The sequence below is a fragment of the Flavobacterium frigoritolerans genome (assembly GCF_025847275.1).
GTDB lineage: Bacteria > Bacteroidota > Bacteroidia > Flavobacteriales > Flavobacteriaceae > Flavobacterium > Flavobacterium frigoritolerans.
This window is the reverse complement of the sequence record NZ_JAOZEV010000007.1, coordinates 40,260-59,665: the sequence shown is the minus strand read 5'-3', so window position 1 is coordinate 59,665 and position 19,406 is coordinate 40,260. Positions and strand designations below refer to the sequence as shown.

Annotated in this window: 18 protein-coding genes; 15 read left to right on the top strand and 3 right to left on the bottom strand. The window is 31.3% G+C overall.

The window, feature by feature from the left end:
- The first annotated feature begins 339 nt into the window (after positions 1 to 339).
- From OIU80_RS10970 to OIU80_RS10945, 6 genes are all read left to right on the top strand, one after another.
- Entirely contained in the window at positions 340 to 927 is a 588-nt protein-coding gene (locus tag OIU80_RS10970) for a glutathione peroxidase (RefSeq protein WP_264287048.1), read from the top strand.
- Positions 928 to 1,159: 232 nt separating this feature from the next.
- Positions 1,160 to 1,738, top strand: coding sequence for a Crp/Fnr family transcriptional regulator (locus tag OIU80_RS10965; protein ID WP_264287047.1), 579 nt, complete (start codon positions 1,160 to 1,162; stop codon positions 1,736 to 1,738).
- A gap of 89 nt (positions 1,739 to 1,827) precedes the next feature.
- Positions 1,828 to 2,382 (top strand): cysteine hydrolase family protein, encoded by a 555-nt coding sequence (locus OIU80_RS10960; RefSeq protein ID WP_264287046.1) that lies wholly within the window; start codon positions 1,828 to 1,830, stop codon positions 2,380 to 2,382.
- A gap of 433 nt (positions 2,383 to 2,815) precedes the next feature.
- Positions 2,816 to 3,799, top strand: coding sequence for a helix-turn-helix domain-containing protein (locus OIU80_RS10955; protein ID WP_264287045.1), 984 nt, complete (start codon positions 2,816 to 2,818; stop codon positions 3,797 to 3,799).
- Complete coding sequence (locus OIU80_RS10950) at positions 3,799 to 4,803, top strand: helix-turn-helix transcriptional regulator (protein WP_264287044.1); 1,005 nt, start codon at positions 3,799 to 3,801, stop codon at positions 4,801 to 4,803. Before OIU80_RS10955 ends, OIU80_RS10950 begins: the two co-directional genes overlap by 1 nt.
- Positions 4,804 to 5,022: 219 nt before the next feature.
- A complete protein-coding gene (locus OIU80_RS10945; protein WP_264287043.1) occupies positions 5,023 to 5,391 on the top strand; it encodes a hypothetical protein in 369 nt (122 codons plus the stop codon).
- A gap of 25 nt (positions 5,392 to 5,416) precedes the next feature.
- On the opposite strand, the gene OIU80_RS10940 is transcribed toward OIU80_RS10945, so the two are convergent.
- On the bottom strand, positions 5,417 to 5,914 hold the full coding sequence (locus tag OIU80_RS10940) for a GNAT family N-acetyltransferase (RefSeq protein ID WP_264287042.1): 498 nt from the start codon (positions 5,912 to 5,914) through the stop codon (positions 5,417 to 5,419).
- Between the two features lie 23 nt (positions 5,915 to 5,937).
- Complete coding sequence (locus tag OIU80_RS10935; RefSeq protein ID WP_264287041.1) at positions 5,938 to 7,107, bottom strand: thioredoxin family protein; 1,170 nt, start codon at positions 7,105 to 7,107, stop codon at positions 5,938 to 5,940.
- Between the two features lie 133 nt (positions 7,108 to 7,240).
- On the opposite strand from OIU80_RS10935, the gene menD reads away from it, so the two are divergent.
- Both menD and OIU80_RS10925 read left to right on the top strand, forming a co-directional pair.
- On the top strand, positions 7,241 to 8,902 hold the full coding sequence (gene menD / locus OIU80_RS10930; RefSeq protein ID WP_264287040.1) for a 2-succinyl-5-enolpyruvyl-6-hydroxy-3-cyclohexene-1-carboxylic-acid synthase: 1,662 nt from the start codon (positions 7,241 to 7,243) through the stop codon (positions 8,900 to 8,902).
- Between the two features lie 104 nt (positions 8,903 to 9,006).
- Positions 9,007 to 9,348 (top strand): DUF2853 family protein, encoded by a 342-nt coding sequence (locus OIU80_RS10925; RefSeq protein ID WP_129538225.1) that lies wholly within the window; start codon positions 9,007 to 9,009, stop codon positions 9,346 to 9,348.
- A 65-nt stretch (positions 9,349 to 9,413) separates the two neighbouring features.
- On the opposite strand, the gene OIU80_RS10920 is transcribed toward OIU80_RS10925, so the two are convergent.
- Positions 9,414 to 10,763, bottom strand: a complete 1,350-nt coding sequence (locus OIU80_RS10920) for a M20/M25/M40 family metallo-hydrolase (protein WP_264287039.1) — start codon at positions 10,761 to 10,763, stop codon at positions 9,414 to 9,416.
- A gap of 165 nt (positions 10,764 to 10,928) precedes the next feature.
- On the opposite strand from OIU80_RS10920, the gene OIU80_RS10915 reads away from it, so the two are divergent.
- The 7 genes from OIU80_RS10915 to OIU80_RS10885 all read left to right on the top strand — a co-directional run bounded on the left by OIU80_RS10915 (position 10,929) and on the right by OIU80_RS10885 (position 19,218).
- Positions 10,929 to 11,783, top strand: coding sequence for a CvfB family protein (locus OIU80_RS10915; protein WP_264287038.1), 855 nt, complete (start codon positions 10,929 to 10,931; stop codon positions 11,781 to 11,783).
- Positions 11,784 to 12,508: 725 nt separating this feature from the next.
- Positions 12,509 to 13,342 (top strand): 1,4-dihydroxy-2-naphthoyl-CoA synthase, encoded by an 834-nt coding sequence (locus OIU80_RS10910; protein WP_195736201.1) that lies wholly within the window; start codon positions 12,509 to 12,511, stop codon positions 13,340 to 13,342.
- Positions 13,343 to 13,438: 96 nt separating this feature from the next.
- Entirely contained in the window at positions 13,439 to 14,401 is a 963-nt protein-coding gene (menA, locus tag OIU80_RS10905) for a 1,4-dihydroxy-2-naphthoate octaprenyltransferase (protein ID WP_264287037.1), read from the top strand.
- A gap of 28 nt (positions 14,402 to 14,429) precedes the next feature.
- Positions 14,430 to 15,107, top strand: coding sequence for a metal-dependent hydrolase (locus tag OIU80_RS10900; protein WP_264287036.1), 678 nt, complete (start codon positions 14,430 to 14,432; stop codon positions 15,105 to 15,107).
- Between the two features lie 191 nt (positions 15,108 to 15,298).
- Positions 15,299 to 16,747: a S41 family peptidase gene (locus OIU80_RS10895; RefSeq protein WP_264287035.1), complete on the top strand. Its 1,449-nt coding sequence runs from the start codon at positions 15,299 to 15,301 to the stop codon at positions 16,745 to 16,747.
- A gap of 16 nt (positions 16,748 to 16,763) precedes the next feature.
- On the top strand, positions 16,764 to 17,975 hold the full coding sequence (locus OIU80_RS10890) for a tetratricopeptide repeat protein (RefSeq protein WP_264287034.1): 1,212 nt from the start codon (positions 16,764 to 16,766) through the stop codon (positions 17,973 to 17,975).
- A 199-nt stretch (positions 17,976 to 18,174) separates the two neighbouring features.
- A complete protein-coding gene (locus OIU80_RS10885; RefSeq protein WP_264287033.1) occupies positions 18,175 to 19,218 on the top strand; it encodes an o-succinylbenzoate synthase in 1,044 nt (347 codons plus the stop codon).
- Positions 19,219 to 19,406 lie beyond the last annotated feature (188 nt).

Here is a 19,406-nt window from a genome sequence, read left to right as displayed (position 1 = left end):
AATAATTGGTTAAATAAGGGATAGGTTTCCATTCTAATGCGATTTAGGAATAGTTAAGGCAAATATGGGGGATAATATTTAGCCCGATTCTAGAAAAAAAATGATGGAACGAATTTGGAAACCTTTTCCTATTTTATGATTTTAATACAAGTAGCATACGGCTAAAGTTTCTTTTTTAAAAGAAGAATTTAATGAGAATAATTTAATTTGTTTATTGAAGAAGCCTAATGTTTAAAAGCATTAGGCTTCTTTGATTAATTAACAATTGTTCAATCATAAAATAAAGTGAAGAAAGAAATCAGGTAAATCAATTTTGATTAATTTTATAAAAAAATAATTATGAAAAAAATATTGTTTCTATTCTGTGGAGTTATGTTTTTATTTAGCTGTCAGAATCAAGCACAAACTAAAAAAAATAAAAATAGCAAAAGCGAAAACGTCATGGAAAAACAAACTATTTATCAGTTTAAAGTAGAAGATTTATCGGGAAATCCATTTGATTTCGCTTCTTTAAAAGGAAAAAAAATAATGATAGTAAATACAGCTTCAAAATGTGGATTAACACCGCAGTACAAAGATTTAGAAGCAATTTACAAAGAATATAAAGATAAAGGTTTTGTAATTGTTGGGTTTCCAGCAAATAATTTTGCATCACAAGAACCAGGAACAAATGAAGAGATTGGAGCTTTTTGCCAACAAAACTATGGTGTAACTTTTCCTATGATGGACAAAATATCAGTAAAAGGAGATGATATGAACGAAGTATATAAGTTCTTAACTCAAAAAGCTAAAAACGGATTACAAGACTCAGAAGTAGAGTGGAACTTCCAGAAATATTTGATCAATGAAAAAGGAGAATTGGTAAAAGTAATTGCGCCTAAAACGTTACCAACAGATCCAGAAATTATCAATTGGATTAAAAGCTAATAAGCGTTAAAAATCAAATCAAAAGCGGTTTTCATTATTGGAAATCGCTTTTTTTATTGCTATAAAGGATAGCTTGTTAATCGCAAATAGCGCAGGGTTCGCAAAGTTTTTTTTCAATATTGTCATTGAGCAGAGTCGACGAATCTCCGTTTGTGACAAAAATAATAATTGGAAATCCCTTTAATCTTCAGAACTCAATCTAAAATCGTTTATTTTTTATACTTTTAAAATTATGTTTGAATCATTACGTAAAAATATAGCACGACATATCGAAATAACCGATGCAGAATTTGGAAATTTTTGTGGTTATTTCCATCCGATTTCAATAAAAAAGAAAGATTTTTTACTCAAAGAAGGTGCAATATGTACTTTTGAAGCTTTTGTTACCAAAGGATGTTTCCGAATTTTTTATACAGGAGAATCGGGTAGTGAGCAAATTTTATACTTTGCTATCGAAGATTGGTGGGCAACTGATATTGATAGTTTCATGAATCAGGTTCCATCGATTTTTAACATAGAAGCTTTAGAGGATTGTGAGGTATTGATTATTTCAAAACAAGATAAAGACAGTTTATACGACCAACTACCAATTGTAGAGAAATTATTTCGTATCATGAATCAGAAAACATTGGTGGCTTTTCAACGCCGACTTATTTCTTCGCATGGACAAACGGCAGATAAACGATATCTAGAATTTTTAGAAAAATATCCGTCATTAGAACAACGTATTACGCAGCAACAAATAGCAGCATATCTAGGAATCTCACATGAGTTTTTGAGTAAAATCAGAAAGAAAATACACAAAAGGTAATAATGTTTTAAAGTGCTTTTTTGAACTAGTTCAAAGTTTTCCTGATTACTGTGAGTTACTTTTGCTTAATAAATTTAAAAACAGTAATTATGAAAAAAGCACTTGTACTTATCGACATTCAAAATGACTATTTTGCTAATGGAACACATACTTTATATCAGCCAGAAATAGCTTCGGCTAATGCCAAAAAAATCCTGGAACACTCTCGTGATAATAATATAGACGTTATCCATATTCAGCATTTAGCTATCAACGAAGGTGCTGATTTCTTTTTACCTAATACAAAAGGTGCAGAAATACACGAAGATGTAAGACCGCTTAGCGAAGAGAAAATAATTATAAAGCATTACCCTAATAGTTTTCGTGATACTGTATTACAGGAATATCTTACTGAAAGAGGAATTAACGAATTACTTATTTGCGGAATGATGACCGATGTATGTGTAGCAACAACGGTAAGGGCGGCAATGGATTTAGGATATACAACAACAGTTATTGGTGATGCTTGCGCTACCGAAGATCGTAAACTTTATGGAAAAACTCTTCCAGCAAAACAGATTCATGAATCTTTTCTGGCAGGATTAACAGCTTTAGGGAATTTATATGCAACGGTATTAACCACACAAGAATATCTTGATAAGTAATAGTATGAATTTACGTGCAGTCTTTTTTTTATTTAATTAAAGCCTTAAACAATAGTAGTTTAAGGCTTTTTTTGTAGTCGAAAAGAATGTTTTAAATAGATGTTTTTATTTTGTAAATTATTGATTTCGGCATTGATTTTATTGTAATACTTCTGTGAATAATTTTTATATTTACGTTGTATGTTTAAAAATGGCTTAATCTGGTGTTTTTTTAATGTATTGAATTAAAAATATTGTTTCATTTTGTGCTCTGTTTTTTTTTTGAAATATAAAAAGAAATTAACTGGTTAACAGTATTGGTTTAATCGGAATTTAGGGATAGATATTCAATAAATAGAATCAATTGACCTGCTGTTTGATTGTGGAGGTTTTTTTGAAATTATAATAATGTAAAGCCAACTTTGTTTTGCAAAAAGGTTTAAATAGACTATTTATGAAAAAAATCACACATCATTATGGAGTAGAGTTAGACTGGGTAGCCCCCTTGACAAAGCAACTTGAAGGAAAAGTTGATGGTAATTTTATTTTGGTGCCCGATCATATTCACACTGGAGTTAGGTATTTTTTAAATTGTGATTTCGGGATTTCGGTACTTTATTTGGATGTTTTATATAATACAGAGATTCATTTTAGGCAAGAGAATAAAACAGATGATTTTATAGGGATTTATTATAACCTAACCGAAGGTGAAGCAATTTTTGTATCAGATGATTTATCAAATTCCATTGGCAGATGGAATTACAATTTAGCTTTTGTAGATAGTAGTTTATGCCATGATTATATTGTTAAATCTGGAAGCAAAGTGTTTACGCTTTGTATTTTTATAAAAAAAGAAGTGATAAAAGGTTATCTTCAAAAGAATCCATTTATAAAAGATCATGCAGATGACATGTTTAATCCAGAGCTAAATACGATAGTAAAATTCACAATAATGAGTAATGAAAGTTATAATCTTCTGATGAATTTACGAGCTCATAAGCCAGAGGAAGCATCTTTTGAACTGCATCTAAGAGGAACAGTACAAAATCTTTTGGCGGAATATATTGAAAAAATGGTTTTTGATGAAATTGTGGTCGATACCGTTAATGAGAATGATTTGGCTAATATCATACAATCACAAGCTTATTTAATCGAAAATTTAAATGACACATTTCCGAGCATTATTTTTTTAGCACAACAATCTAATATGTCTGTATCAAAGTATAAAATTCTTTTTAAAAAAATTACAGGATCAACACCCAATGCTTTTTTTCTCAATAATAAACTGTTGGAATCTAAGCGACTTTTACAAGAACAGCAATTGACGATAAGTCAAATTTCGACAGAGCTAAATTTCGCCAATAGTTCTTATTTTGCTGCAAAATTTAAAGAATTATTTGGAATGACACCTAAGAATTTTATTAAAAAACTGCAATAATGATCGAAATTAGTCACACGTATAGTTTAACATCGTTATGGCAAAAACAACTTGCAAAACAGCTTATTGAGCAGCTAGGAGCAGAGTTAATTGCTGAAAAACTTCTGCTCATGCCTAAAAAAGTGGCAGATGGTGGATTTTATTATACAGAGGTAATGCCTGGTCTTTCGGTTATAATTTGGGATTTGATATTTAAACAACCCATTCTTATAAAAAGACTTAAATCGGATGATGATTTATATATAATACATTATGATTTTAGTGATGAGATGAACCTTATTCAAGTTGAAGAAATAGAGCATAAAATTGGGTATAAAGCAAATTTAGGTTTGGGAGTATTTGATAATGCTATCGATAATATTTTTCAACCCGTTGTTGGCGAGCGGGTTTTTGCCATGCGATTATTGGTTGCGAAGGACTTATTGGAATTTTCGATTGTAAAAGGAACTATTAGAGATTCTAATAAACGTAAAATAAAAAGTGGAAAAAACACGCTTTTCTTTTATGACCATATCGATAGTGAAAGTAAGGTTATTATGCATGCTATTAAAAATAAGTCTTTTCTAGATCCTGCTTTCGAAATATATTTAAGAGGAGTTGCGCTTAGGTTATTAGCAAAATTTATCGACCGTTATTCAAATCCCTTACCAATGCTTCATTGTGTACCAGAAAGAGAAGTTGAAGTTTTAAATACTACAAAAGAATATTTGCTAGATAACTTATATAAAGGATTTCCGGGTATCGATTTTTTAGCAGATATGGCAGGAATGTCAGTTTCAAAATACATGTCTTTGTTTAAAAAAATGTTTACAGGCACTCCAAATAATTTTTTTTTAAGAGAAAAAATGATTCTTGCTAATGAACTTCTTAAAAGTGGAAAATTTGATTCATTGGCAGCGATTTCGCAAGAAGTAAATTATGCTAAAATAAATTACTTTACTTCAAAATATTTTGAACAATTCGGAAGAAAACCTTCTGACGATTTTGTTAAAGCTACTTTTTAAACGGTACAATTCTTTACTTTATGAGTAATTCGTATTTATTTTGATTTTTGGCATGTGTTATTTATTGAAAAAGTATTGAATGATTAAAATATGTCTTAATCTGTTATTTTTTTAATGTATTCTATCAAAAAAAATCTATTATTTTGTGTTTTTTATTTTCAGTAATAGGGAATGAAAAATAAGTTAATTGCAAAATAGAGTTTAGTAAAAAACAATAAAATGGAGACAAAAGAGGTATTGGTATATGATAATCAGCATGGTTTTTCCAGATTCCTAAAAAAGCAATTTGGAAAAGAGATCAATTTTAAAGTTTACAAGAAGTTTAGTTCAGAGGATAATTTTGACAATATACAAGAGGAATATTCGTTTATTTTTTTCATTGTTTATTCGGGAGAGGACTTATTTGACTTTATTAAATTACAAAGAAAAGGAGTGCCCATTGTAGTCTGTAGTTTTAATAAAGAGGTATTGTATAGGTTTAAAAACATTGAGGATATTAGTTTATTGGATATTTCTGCATCACGAGAAGAATTAATAAACAATTTCCAAATGGCACTTCATACCCATTCAGAAACGTATGTTAATTAGATGCTATATTGTTAAAAGTAGATTCTTATTTAAGTATCAATTGCATGAAAACCAGATCAAGCCAATGATCAAATTTGTAACCTACTTCGCGGATAGTTCCAGTTGCTACAAAACCAAATTTTTCATGAAAACTAATGCTTCCGGCATTATCAGCATTAATTGCTCCAATCATAACATGGTATCCTTGTTCTTTGGCTAAACGAATTAATTCAGTCAATAATTTAGAACCAATACCTTTACCAATTATATTCTCAGTTACATACACAGAATGCTCTACTGTGTATTGATATCCAATTTTTTCCCTAAATGGACCATAACTGCCAAAACCAATAACATCACCATTTAGCTCAGCTACAATAACAGGTAAGTTTTTGGAATTTTTATCTTCAAACCATTTTTTCTGAACTTCGATTGTTTGAGTTTCATAGCTGTAATTAGCAGTAGTATGAAGAATAGAATAGTTAACAATATCAAGAATTTTTACTAAATCATGAGGAGTTGCTGGTCGAATTGTAACAGACATATTGAGTTGTATTATTTGTAGTTTTATTTAAGTTCGGCTAATAAAGCATCGGCATCTTTCGAGTCCCAATCCATTTCTTTACAAATAGCTTTAGCTTTTTTAGCATAGATTAAAGCCGATTTTTTATCTTTAATTTTAATATAAAGACGAGCTAATAATAAATTCCCATCATAAGCATCGTTTAGATCTAAAGAACGTTTTACCCATTCGGTAGATTTTTTAAGGCTTTCAATATCAGTAATATTTTTTAGGTAAACTTGTCCAATTTCTTTTAAGATACTAGCAGTATTCCATACATATTTTTGAGTTCCCTCTAAAGCAGTTTTGTTATAATACTTCCAATTGGTACTTCTTTCGGCAATTGTTAAATCATAAGAAAAAATAAGAGAATCTGTTTTCTGAAGACGAATCGATTTTGCAATTTCTCTTTGCTTGTAATAATTAATAGTATCTAGGCTTTCGGTATAAGGACGAAGTAATTCGGTTACGATATTAATTATCTTTTTCTCTACACGATCAGGAGAAGCAACATTTCCAAATTCTTTTTGATGCTGTAATACATATTGAAATTCACGTGATTTGATATCACTTACACCATTGGCAATAATGCGCCAGTTCATTTCACTAAGCAATTGAGCATCCGATTGTGTGGCAAGATAGGTATGAGTAGCTTTGGATAAATCGATTCTTTCGCGACCTTTTCTCAATGTAGTTAAGTAAGCCAAACATTTATTAGGATTGCTTGGGTCAGCCATAAATACTGACTCCAAATAAGGCAATTGCATTTTAGGATTTAAAGCGTTTTTGATTTCGTTTAAGAATTCAGCAGTTTTTATTTCGCCTTTCAAATTATACAAAATAGTTTCATTAGAGTCAACAATTAAAAAACTTGGTAAGGATTTAGTATCAAACTTGGTTTTTAGTGCAAGTCCCTCTTCTTTATCAATATCTTTCCAAACGCAAATGTAATTGTCTTTTAAAAAAGCCATTACTGTAGTATCTTTTAAAGTACCATTCTTCATAGCATTGCAATGCGGGCACCAATTAGCATAAAGCATAATAAAGACAGGTTTGCTTTCTTGTTTCGCCTTTACTAAAGCATCTTTGTATGAAATGTCATCATGAATGAATTGATTTTGAGCATTTCCTGTATGTATAAAAAGTAGGAGTAACGATAGATAAATAAAGCGCATAATTCTTCAGTTTTATTAAAGACAATTTTTACAAATATATTTCCTTTTTCTATAAGTAGATGGTAATATATTGTTATTTATACCCTAAATCATATCTGAACTCGTTAACTTTGTGTTTTATAATTTCGAAAAAATGATTTACCCCAAAATACCACTTGCACAGAGTATCATTCAGATTTGTTTAGAAAAAGGAATAACCAATATAATTATATCTCCCGGATCACGAAATGCCCCTTTAACCATAGGATTTGTTAGTAACCCAGCGTTTCAGTGTTACAGTATAGCAGATGAAAGATGCGCAGCATTTTTTGCATTAGGAATCGCTCAGCAAACCCATCAACCAACGGCTTTAGTTTGTACTTCGGGTTCAGCATTACTAAATTATTATCCTGCTTTTGCAGAAGCATTTTATAGCCAGATACCGTTAATTGTAATCTCAGCAGATCGTCCACAAAGTAAAATAGACATAGGCGACGGACAAACCATTCGACAGGAAAATGTATATAGCAATCACTCCCTGTATAATGCTAATTTACATGAAGATGTCTCGCTAGAAAATGACAAGAAAATCAACGAAGCAATAGATACAGCCAGAGTGCAAAAAGGACCAGTACATATTAATGCTCCATTTGAAGAGCCTTTATATGAAACAGTTTCAGAACTTGCTGTAAGACCAATAATAAACACTTACGTAAAAGAAAACCATTCAGAAACAATAGCAGATTTAGCCAAGATGGTTACTGATTGGAATAAATCAGCTCGTAAGATGGTACTTGTAGGAGTAAATGAGCCCAATACCATTAATCAGGAAATAATCGAAAGATTAGCCAATGATGAATCAGTAGTAGTTTTAACCGAAACAACATCTAATTTACACCATTCAAGTTTTGTAAACAGTATCGATACCTTAATTACACCGTTTACACCAACTGATTTTGAAAATTTTCAACCAGAAATCTTAGTCACTTTTGGAGGAATGATAGTTTCTAAACGCATCAAAGCATTTTTAAGAAAGTACAAACCAAAGCAACATTGGCATATAGATACGTTAAGAGCGTATGATACATTTGGAGCTTCACCAAATCATATAAAAACAAATCCAAACGATTTCTTCGAAGCCTTTTTGCCTCAAACGCAATCTATAAAAAGTGATTACTTTTCAAAAATTGAAAAAATAAATGATTTAAGAAAAGAAAGAGCACAAGAATATTTAGGAAAGGTTCCATTTTCAGATTTTAAAGTCTTCGAAAAAGTAATTGAATCATTGCCAAAAAACAGCCAATTGCAAATAAGTAATAGTTCGGCTATTCGATATGCACAATTAATCGATATAGATTCATCGATAGATGTTTTCTGTAATCGTGGTACGAGCGGTATCGATGGTAGTACATCGACAGCCATAGGAGCAGCAGTAGGTAATCCTAAGCCAGCAGTTTTTATTACAGGAGATATTAGTTTCTTGTATGATAGTAATGCTTTATGGAACAGTTATATTCCGAATGATTTTAAAATCATAATCGTAAACAATGGAGGAGGAGGAATCTTCCGTATTTTGCCAGGACATCAGGAGCAACCTGTATTCAATACCTTTTTTGAAACATCACACCATTTAACGGCAGAATATATGGCAGGAATGTTTAAAATGAATTATATAAAGGCTGATGATGAAAGTACGTTACAATTGGGGTTAAAAACATTATACAATACAAAGGGAGCGCCAGCAATTTTGGAAATTTTTACACCAACAATTGAAAACGATAAAATATTGCTTCAGTTTTTTAAAGAACTATTATAAGTTTATTACTGTTTATTTTTTCTTAAATAAAACACGATGTATAGAATAAAAGCTTAAATTTGAGAATATAAACCAATTATTAATCAACTATTAAATTTTTATTTATGAGTGCAAGAGACGAATTAATTGTAAAGTATGCTGCTGATTTAAAAGACAAATGTGGTGTAACTCCAGATATGGATTTATTGACAAAAGTGACTATTGGTTGTGGTCCGTCAATATATAATGCAGATGCAGCAACGGTTGCAGGAACGCAAAAATCGGAATTAGATACAGTAAAGAATAATTTTTTAATTAAGAAATTAGGCTTGCCAGATACACCAGCTTTAGATGCTGGAATCGATGCCGTATTAGAACAATACGGACGCTCAAATAAGAATAAATATAGAGCAGTTGTATACTATTTATTAACGAAACACTTTAAAAAAGAAAGTGTTTACAAATAGTATCTCATTATAAAATAATAAAAGCGCCTTTTGGGCGCTTTTTTAATGAAAATTAATTGAGGACTTTATCTTATAGGAATAGGAAAAACAGCTAAACTAGCATGCCCCAGTGAATCTACAGCCTGTACAGCAAAGAAAAAATTATCTTTGGAATACGGAAGCTCTATTTTAGTATCAGTAGTAAAAAAAGTTTTTTCCCAATGTGATGATGAGGTTTCTCGCATCAAAATTTGATAGCCATATATTTTTTTATCGGCGGCAGGACTCCACAACAATGTAGATGAATTAGAAAGAGATTTTACTTCAATGCCTACGTTAATAGGAGCTTTGGGAGACCAAGCCAGGTTTGATAAGGTTGCAAGGTTAGAGCAGGTAATTTTTCTTAAATATTCAAAATCCATAAATTCAGGAAGATCACCATATTTTATATTGTTTTCTGTTCTTATATCCTGATGCTGATGATTAAAATTTTCGTTCATTTCACAAAAACGTACCGCAGTAAAACCATTTTGACTAAATGGGGTGTGATCACCACCACGTAAAAAACGATCGTTTCTGTAAACAAGATTAATATTTAATTGATCAACATATTGACTTGTAGTAGTTTTAATGTACCTCGCAAATTGTCTTGAAGGGCTATCATTGTCTTTGTTTGTAGTTTTACGGATTTTAGCTTCTTCTTCAGTTTCCAGATAGGGAATAGTTTCGCTAAAAACCCTGACCTGAGTATTATCTCTAAGGTTTGTACCGCTAGATAAGCTATTCCCAATCATGTCGTTATTTATCATCGCGATTATGTTCCATTTAGATTCTTTGGCTAATTCAGCAAGATGTTTAGCTCCATAAAGGCCTTGTTCTTCACCAGTAACAGCAACAAAAATGATCGTGCAAGGAAAAGATCTTTTGCTCATGATTTTAGCTATTTCCATCATTGCTGCAACTCCAGAACCATCATCGTTTGCTCCAGGAGCATCGTCCTTAATGTTCATCACATCGGATACGCGTGAATCAAGATGTCCACTAATAATAAGTACACGATCATCAGTAGGATCAGTTCCTTTTAAAGTAGCCATAACGTTTGCGAGTTGACTGTCTTTTAGGATGCGTTTTCCATCAGCTTTTACCGTAAAGTAATCAATGGTAGCAGTTAATCTTCCGTTAGATTCTAATGCATAGTTGTCAAATTCAGATTTTACCCATTTTTGGGCAGCACCAATTCCTCGTGTTTTACTTTTGGTATCACTCAAGGTATGTCTGGTTCCGAAAGAAACTAATTTTACAACGGTATTTTCAAGATTTTCGGCTTTAACCTCTGTAATCATTTTTCTTATTTCAGGATCATCATTTGTTTGAGACTGTATAAGTGGAGAGAAAAATAGTAATGTAAAGAAATAGATAAGAAATAGTGGTTTCATTTATATGGAGTTTATTAATACGATCTCAAATTTAATTAAAAAATAAAACGATTAGAAAACATAACAACAAGAATCCTTAATAAATACTTTTCCTTGGTAGATTCAAACTTCGTACCTTTGCAACTTAGAAACTTGCTTAGATAGCAATACAGAACTTTAAAGAAGATGATTGAAATAGGAAAATACAATACACTAACTATATTACGTGATACTAAAGTAGGATTGTTTTTGGGTAACCCCGAAAAAGATCCAGAAGGGATACACGACATACTTTTACCAAACAAATATGTTCCAAATGAATTTGAAATAGGCGAAGAACTTATCGTTTTTGTTTATTTAGATCATGAAGAGCGACCGGTTGCTACAACATTAGAACCTTATATTTTACTAAATGAGTTTGCCCTTTTACGAGTAAACTACATTAACCAGATTGGTGCTTTTATGGATTGGGGTATGGAAAAAGATATACTTGTTCCGTTTAAAGAGCAGGCGCGTCCTATGGAAAAAGGAAAGCGTTATTTGGTATATTTATACATGGATGAAAAAACCAATCGTTTGGTGGCTTCTAGTAAAACAAACCAATTTTTGAACAATGACAACTTAACAGTTGAAAATGGAGAAGAAGTAGATTTAATTGTTTCTCATATTACTGAAATAGGAATCAATGTAATCATCAATGAAAAACATAAAGGGTTGTTGTACAAAGATGAGGTTTATGATGATGCTATCCGTACAGGAGATCGTATGCGTGGTTATATTAAAAATATACGCCCTGACAATAAAATAGATGTTTCATTGCAAGTGCAGGGATATCAAAGTATCGAGCCAAATGCCGAGAAAATTATGGATGAGTTAAGAGCAAGCCGTGGTTTTTTAAGACTTACAGATAATTCTCATCCAGAAGATATTAAAACGGTACTTAAAATGAGTAAGAAAACGTTTAAAAAAGCTATTGGAGCACTTTATAGAGAGAAACTAATTGAGATAAAAGAAGACGGAATCTACTTAGTTAAGGAATAATATAACAAGAAAGGCTAATCATTACGATTAGCCTTTCTCTTTTTATTCTAGTTTTAAAAAAAAATTGTAATTAAATAAAAACAAAAATAAAAAATAAATCTACTTTCATCGCGAAAAGTGAATAGAATCACACAATATGTAAATACTGTATTTTTTAATCTTGTTGCGTGTGATTTACTACTTTTTCAGATGGGTTTGTCTGGAAATAGGGATAACAAATACGTATAAGCTAAAATCAATTTCACGGCAGAACCTTTGGTTTATTTTTAATATTTTTAAAGATAATCAAACTATAATATGTACTCATTTATAGAGTAGTTTAATAAATCTTCTTTGTTAACCGTAGGTGTTACTATCTCTTTTTTGCAATTCGACAAATGCTATTCTCATTTGCTCATGGTCTAGAGTTTTTAAATTTAAAACCATAGAAAAATGAGCGACAAATTTTTTAAATTTTCTCAAAAAATCATTTTTTAGGTTAATAAATCAGTGAAAGAAAATCAATCTTAAAATGTGTACGAAAAATACCGTATCACATTGATTAATAGATGGTAAAGATAAAAATAAAAAACAAAATACACTATAAAATAATATCGTTTTTTATTTTAAAACAAGTTTTAACATTTGAATAAAATTATTTTAGAAGCGACTTCATCAAGAATGTATAGTCTAAAGTGTAAAAAATGATTTATTTTTACACTATAATTAATTAAAAATAGCATCTAATGGATTGGATTATCGCCAGAGAATTTGAAGATATAACCTATAAAAAGTGTAATGGAGTTGCAAGAATAGCTTTTAACAGACCCAATGTACGCAATGCATTCCGACCAAAAACAACATCCGAATTATACCAAGCATTTTATGATGCACAAGAAGATACTTCGATAGGAGTAGTTTTATTATCTGCAGAAGGACCTTCTACTAAAGATGGAGTATATTCTTTTTGTAGTGGAGGAGATCAAAATGCAAGAGGTCATCAAGGATATGTAGGAGAAGATGGACAACATCGTTTGAATATTCTAGAGGTACAACGTTTAATTCGTTTCATGCCAAAAGTAGTTATAGCAGTGGTTCCAGGTTGGGCAGTTGGAGGAGGACATAGTTTGCATGTTGTTTGCGATATGACATTGGCAAGTAAAGAACACGCCATTTTTAAGCAAACTGATGCTGATGTAACTAGTTTTGATGGAGGATATGGATCAGCTTATTTAGCCAAAATGGTTGGACAAAAAAAAGCACGTGAGATTTTCTTCTTAGGACGTAACTATTCAGCTCAGGAAGCTATGGATATGGGAATGGTAAATGCAGTAATTCCTCATGATGAACTAGAAGATACAGCTTACGAGTGGGCACAAGAAATATTGCAAAAATCACCAACATCTATAAAAATGCTAAAATTTGCTATGAACCTTACTGATGACGGTATGGTTGGGCAACAAGTTTTTGCTGGAGAAGCAACCCGCTTGGCTTATATGACTGAAGAAGCAAAAGAAGGTAGAAATGCCTTTCTGGAAAAAAGAAAGCCTAATTTTGGCGAAAACAAATGGTTACCATAAATAAAAAGTTTAAAAAATGTTTTAGGTTTCAGGTTCCAGGTTCTGAACTTGAAACGTGTAACATGAAACCTGAAACAAACTAAATAAAAAATCAGAATGAAACATTGGATTGAAGCCGCTAGATTAAGAACATTACCTTTATCAGTCTCAGGGATTATTGTGGGTAGTATGTATGCTTTGGCAAATCCCACAGAAAACGTTTATACGCCAACAGAAGTTTTTAATTGGAAAATTTTTGGTTTTGCACTTTTGACAACATTAGGATTGCAGGTTTTATCCAATTTTGCCAATGATTATGGCGATGGAGTAAAAGGTACTGATAATGAAGATAGAATAGGGCCTAAGCGCGCCATACAAAGTGGAGTAATAACGCCACAAGCTATGAAAAAGGCTATAATTATTACATCTATATTAACTTTATTGTCAGCAATAACATTGATTTATTTTGCTTTTGGTGAAACAAACTTTGTGTATTCAATCTTTTTTTTAGTATTAGGAATCGCAGCAATTGTTTCAGCAATTCGTTATACAGTAGGGAACTCAGCTTATGGTTATAAAGGATTTGGAGATATATTCGTATTTGTATTCTTTGGTTTAGTAAGTACATTAGGAGTAAACTTTTTATATTCAAAAGAAGTAGATCCGCTTTTAATCTTACCTGCAGTAGCAATAGGATTGTTGAGCGTAGGGGTTTTGAATCTAAATAATATGCGTGATGAAGCCTCAGATAGAAAATCAGGTAAGAATACAATTGTGGTAAAAATGGGAGGTCAGGCAGCTAAAAAGTACCATTACTTCCTAATTATAACCGCAATGGTTTCGGTAGTAGTATTTGCTATATTAAGTGATTATAATTTTGATCAATACTTGTTTTTATTGGCTTATATACCTTTAACAAAACATTTAATTGTGGTTTCTAAAAACAAAGAGCCTAAGCTATTAGATCCAGAATTAAAAAGAGTAGCACTAAGTACATTTTTACTTTCAGTATTATTGACTTTGTGTATGATTTCATTAATTTCAGATATTATCGTTAATCTCTTCTTAGGCGGAAGATAAATATGTTAAACTTAAAATTTGTATCAATATGAAAATCACATTTTACGGTCATGCGTCATTAGGAATTGAAGTTGGAGGAAAACATATTTTGGTAGATCCTTTTATTTCAGGAAATCCATTGGCATCACATATCGATATTAACACATTAAGAGCTGATTATATTTTACTAACGCATGCACATGGTGATCATATTCTGGATGCCGAAGCAATTGCTAAACGTACCGAAGCAGTAATCGTTTCTAATGCCGAAATTGCAAGTTATTTTGCCCAAAGAGAGTTAAATGCCCATCCAATGAATCACGGAGGAAGCTGGCAATTTGATTTTGGAAAAATAAAATATGTGAATGCAATACATTCAAGCTCGTTTCCAGATGGTAGTAACGGAGGAAACCCAGGAGGGTTTGTAATCGAAGGCGAACACAAAAATATCTATATAGCAGGAGATACTGCGCTTACAATGGATATGAAGTTAATCCCAATGCGTACTAAGCTAGATTTAGCTATTTTGCCAATAGGAGATAACTTTACCATGGATGTTGAAGATGCTATTATAGCATCCGATTTTATAGAATGTGATAAAATTCTAGGGTATCATTATGATACTTTCGGATATATTAAAATTAATCATGACGAAGCAATTCGTAAGTTTTTCGATAAAGGAAAAGATTTGATGCTCCTTGAGATAGGAGAATCTATCGAATTATAAATGGAATAGTATTTGTTATCCTGAGGTAATCAAAGGATTAGAAGTTATTTGCTTCGTTAGTTCATTTTATTAGTGACCTGCCCATACGCTTTATCTTTTCCTAGCTAAAGAAGTTAGGGAAAAGATATAGTAGTTTCTAATAGCAATTAGGAACAGAGCTAAAAAAAAAACACATATTTAATCAATAATGCATGAATTCTAGAAAAGTACTTTTATTTATTTTGATTATTGTTTCATATAGCTCTTATGCACAAAAATGTTCTTGTGAAGATAATTTTTATTGGCTAAAGAAAACGTTTGAAGAAAATGACGCTGGTTTTCAGTACGTCATTGATGAAAAAGGACTAGACGAATATAAAAACTACAATAGCACTTTTGTCAAAAAAGTAAAAAAAATAAAAGATCTAGATGATTGCAAAAAAGTGCTTTCGGATTGGTTACTTTTTTTTAGATCCGGACATTTATCACTATCGGTAAATCAGGAAAATATAAAAAAAACAGCTACTAAGGTTGATACAGAAGTTGGACAAAGCTGGGAAAAAGTAGAAATAAAGGAAGATGAATTAAAGAATAATTTATTAAGAGTTGTACAGCCAAGTTTTGAAGGGATATGGGAATCTGGAGCTTATACTATTGGAGTTGTAAAAAGAAATGATGAATATATTGGTTACATTTTAAATTCAGCAGGAACAAAATGGAAGCAATATCAAGTGAAATTTAAGGTTAAAGAGAATTTAGATAAAACATATAATGCTGTGTATTATATGGGAGATTACTCTATTCAAAAATTCAATGACGTACAGCTTATTGGAAATAATTTGTTAAAAATCGGCTTTATTTCATTAAAAAGAATCTTCCCAAATAACTTAGAAGATAATCCATTAATAAATGATTATATAGAATCGCTAACCACTCAAAAACCTTACCTCAAAGAGATTTCAAAACAAACTATTTTGTTGCGAATCCCATCATTTATTTATTCTAATAAAAAAATGATTGATAGCATACTTGTAGCTAACAATAGTTTAATTCTTTCAAGAGAAAATTTAATAATTGATATAAGAAATAACGGAGGTGGTTCAGATGCCAGTTTCCAAAAAATAATTCCATATTTATATACGAATCCTATTAGAACTGTAGGTGTTGAGTTTCTATCTACCGTGCAGAATAATAAACGAATGGAAGATTTTATGGCAGATCCAGATTGGTCAGAAGGGGATAAGGAATGGGCAAGGAAAGGATTAGAAAAACTGAATGCTAACATTGGAAAATATGTTAATTTGGAAGAAAATACAGTTGAAGAATATAAATTAGATCGTGTTTATGATAATCCTAAAAATGTAGCAGTTATCATTAATAAAAATAATGGAAGTACAGCAGAGGAATTTTTATTAACAGCAAAGCAAAGTAAAAAAGTTAAGCTTTTTGGGACAACAACAGAAGGGGTATTGGATATTTCTAATATGTATTTTATTGATTCTCCATGTAAAGATTTGAAGCTCGGATATTCGCTTTCAAAAAGTCTCAGAATTCCAGATATGCAAATTGATAGAAAGGGCATTCAGCCGGATTATTATATCGATAAGACTATTCCCGACTATGATTGGATTAAATTTACAGAAAACATATTAATTAAGTAATGTGGCATTAAAAATTATGGCAAGAAAGAATTCTAGAAATCTAGTTTTAGTACTTTTAATAAGCTCATTTTATTCAGCTTTTGCTCAAAAAGAAGGCTATTGGGATAAAGAACGATCAACCACCAAAGAAATAATCGTTCCAGCCCGCGACAGAATCATCATTTCAACTGAAGATTTACCATTAGGAACAACCGAAGTGGTTTATAGAATTACGCTATTGGATGAAAATCAAAAATTAACAAGTAGCTTGGTGTCAGTATTAAAATCGATTCCAGATCCTACGGGAATTAGTCAAGGTTCAGCAGGAGCAGTGTTTTTAATGTCTAAAATATCAGGTGATGATAAGTGTAAGTATGCACTTTTTACCGATCAGGCAACAGCTAAAAGTTATGTTCAAAGCGGTAAAACAGATAAAGCATGTTATGCGCAAGAAGAACCGATAAGTAAAGATGCAAAACGTTTATCGTTAGATAAGTTAAGTTGTTTGCAGTCAAACACAAATGTAATTTGGTTTGGGTTCGAGAGTAAAAATTGGCTTTTAAAGCAAAAAGTAGTTTTAGAAGTGGTGCCGTGGGTTGATGTAAAGCTAAGCCGTGGCTGGAATCAGGAGAATAAGAAAGAAATCATCAGCCAATGTAAAACCTCAAATTTGGCACAAAAAATGGCAAATTCTGATGATTTTTGCGTTTGTATTCTTGAAAAAATTCAAAAACAATATCGTTATACCGAGTTCGATAAACTATTGGCAATGGAAAAAATCAAAGCTTATAAAGATTATGGAAGTACATGTTATGGCGATACTAATATTTCAAAAAATATTTATAGTGATTTAAGAAGTCAGGCTTCTAAACTGATTAAAAGTCAGAAATATGGGGAAGCAATAGCTTTACTTCACACAATAATCTCAGATAAAAAAGCAACAGCGTTAGATTATAGTTCGATTGGATATTGTTATGTTGTAACCAAACAATATGAAAAAGCAATTAAATTCTTAAAAGAAGGCGAAAAATTAGATGAAACGGAGTTGCAGCTAAAACTCAATTTAGCGCATGCCTATTTGGTAAATGGTGATTATAAAGATGCCAAAGCTATTTATAAAAAATATCAGGCTCAAAATGTAACCGATAGTTTAAGCTGGATTCAAAAAGTAAAACTAGATTTTGCTGTTTTTAAGAAAGCAAATTTACCTTCTGAGAATTTCGAAAGAGTTTTAAGCCTTTTTAATTAGTCTTTTGCCCAAATAAGTAAAAGGTAACCATTTATTATAATGCTTCAAGTAATAGGTTATAAATGGCGTCATAACTTATGTGGTTAACAAAGGAAGTATTTAGGGATTTAGAGTTAATCTGACTTTGTATAAAAAGGATAAAGGCAATAGCTTATCCTTACTTGTATTATTTATATGTTTAATAAAAAAGTAAATTACCTTGAAAGCAAATTATTGTAAATACACACTCAATTTTAAACGCCCATCGGGGACTTCGCGTGGCGTAATGAATGAAAAAGAAACCTGGTTTATTATAATTGAAGAAGATAATAAAAAAGGAATAGGCGAGTGTGGAATCCTTAGAGGTTTAAGCGCCGATGATCGTGATGATTATGAAGAAAAACTAAAATGGACATGCAATAATATACATCTTGGTGAAAAAGTACTTTGGGAAGCCTTATTAGCATTCCCCTCAATACAGTTTGGTGTAGAAATGGCTTTTCGTTCTTTAAAAAGTGAAACTCCTTTTATGTTATTTCCTTCAGATTTTACGACAGGAGAAAAATCGATAGCAATAAATGGTTTGGTATGGATGGGAGAGCCAGAGTTTATGAAGCAACAAATTGAAGAGAAATTGGCTGGTGGTTTTCGTTGTATAAAGCTTAAAATAGGTGCTATCGATTTTGAGAAAGAACTTGAATTATTAAGTTTTATTCGCAGTCATTTTAGCTCAGAACAAGTCGAAATAAGAGTAGATGCAAATGGTGCTTTTAGTTTAGATTCAGCTTTAGATAAGTTAAATCAACTTAATAAATATGAATTGCATAGTATAGAACAGCCAATAAAGCAAAACAATATTCAGGCTATGGAAGATTTATGCCAAACAACACCATTTCCTATAGCATTAGACGAAGAGCTAATAGGGGTTTTTTCTTTACAAGATAAAGAAGCATTATTACGAGAGATAAAACCACAATACATTATTTTAAAACCAAGTTTTATAGGCGGTTTTCGTGGTACTCAAGAGTGGATAACATTGGCAGAAAAATATAATATTGGTTGGTGGATTACATCGGCTTTAGAGAGTAATATTGGACTTAATGCAATTGCACAATGGACTTTTTTACAAAATAATACGATGCCACAAGGATTAGGAACAGGAGCATTATACACCAATAATTTTGATTGTCCATTAGAAGTTACTCAAGGCCAATTATGGTACAATCCTAATCTGAATTGGGAAATTGATTTTGATACTTTATAGATAAAAGGGTTATTGATGTTTTATTAAAGTTCAAAAAGACTGTAAGGAACCCTCGTTTTACATAAAACCACCATAATCATGTCATTAACAGAAATGACAAAAATGCACAGACCAACTTTGTACTTGAGCTTTTATCAAGGATTTTTTGATAAGCTTTAGTCTAAGAACAAAAAAAAACTAGCATAAAG

Bases quoted from the DNA above. Each gene is read 5' to 3' on its own strand.
- OIU80_RS10970 (WP_264287048.1), top strand. From the start codon at position 340: ATGAAAAAAATATTGTTTCTATTCTGTGGAGTTATGTTTTTATTTAGC.
- OIU80_RS10965 (WP_264287047.1), top strand. From the start codon at position 1,160: ATGTTTGAATCATTACGTAAAAATATAGCACGACATATCGAAATAACC.
- OIU80_RS10960 (WP_264287046.1), top strand. From the start codon at position 1,828: ATGAAAAAAGCACTTGTACTTATCGACATTCAAAATGACTATTTTGCT.
- OIU80_RS10955 (WP_264287045.1), top strand. From the start codon at position 2,816: ATGAAAAAAATCACACATCATTATGGAGTAGAGTTAGACTGGGTAGCC.
- OIU80_RS10950 (WP_264287044.1), top strand. From the start codon at position 3,799: ATGATCGAAATTAGTCACACGTATAGTTTAACATCGTTATGGCAAAAA.
- OIU80_RS10945 (WP_264287043.1), top strand. From the start codon at position 5,023: ATGGAGACAAAAGAGGTATTGGTATATGATAATCAGCATGGTTTTTCC.
- OIU80_RS10940 (WP_264287042.1), bottom strand. From the start codon at position 5,914: ATGTCTGTTACAATTCGACCAGCAACTCCTCATGATTTAGTAAAAATT.
- OIU80_RS10935 (WP_264287041.1), bottom strand. From the start codon at position 7,107: ATGCGCTTTATTTATCTATCGTTACTCCTACTTTTTATACATACAGGA.
- menD (WP_264287040.1), top strand. From the start codon at position 7,241: ATGATTTACCCCAAAATACCACTTGCACAGAGTATCATTCAGATTTGT.
- OIU80_RS10925 (WP_129538225.1), top strand. From the start codon at position 9,007: ATGAGTGCAAGAGACGAATTAATTGTAAAGTATGCTGCTGATTTAAAA.
- OIU80_RS10920 (WP_264287039.1), bottom strand. From the start codon at position 10,763: ATGAAACCACTATTTCTTATCTATTTCTTTACATTACTATTTTTCTCT.
- OIU80_RS10915 (WP_264287038.1), top strand. From the start codon at position 10,929: ATGATTGAAATAGGAAAATACAATACACTAACTATATTACGTGATACT.
- OIU80_RS10910 (WP_195736201.1), top strand. From the start codon at position 12,509: ATGGATTGGATTATCGCCAGAGAATTTGAAGATATAACCTATAAAAAG.
- menA (WP_264287037.1), top strand. From the start codon at position 13,439: ATGAAACATTGGATTGAAGCCGCTAGATTAAGAACATTACCTTTATCA.
- OIU80_RS10900 (WP_264287036.1), top strand. From the start codon at position 14,430: ATGAAAATCACATTTTACGGTCATGCGTCATTAGGAATTGAAGTTGGA.
- OIU80_RS10895 (WP_264287035.1), top strand. From the start codon at position 15,299: ATGAATTCTAGAAAAGTACTTTTATTTATTTTGATTATTGTTTCATAT.
- OIU80_RS10890 (WP_264287034.1), top strand. From the start codon at position 16,764: ATGGCAAGAAAGAATTCTAGAAATCTAGTTTTAGTACTTTTAATAAGC.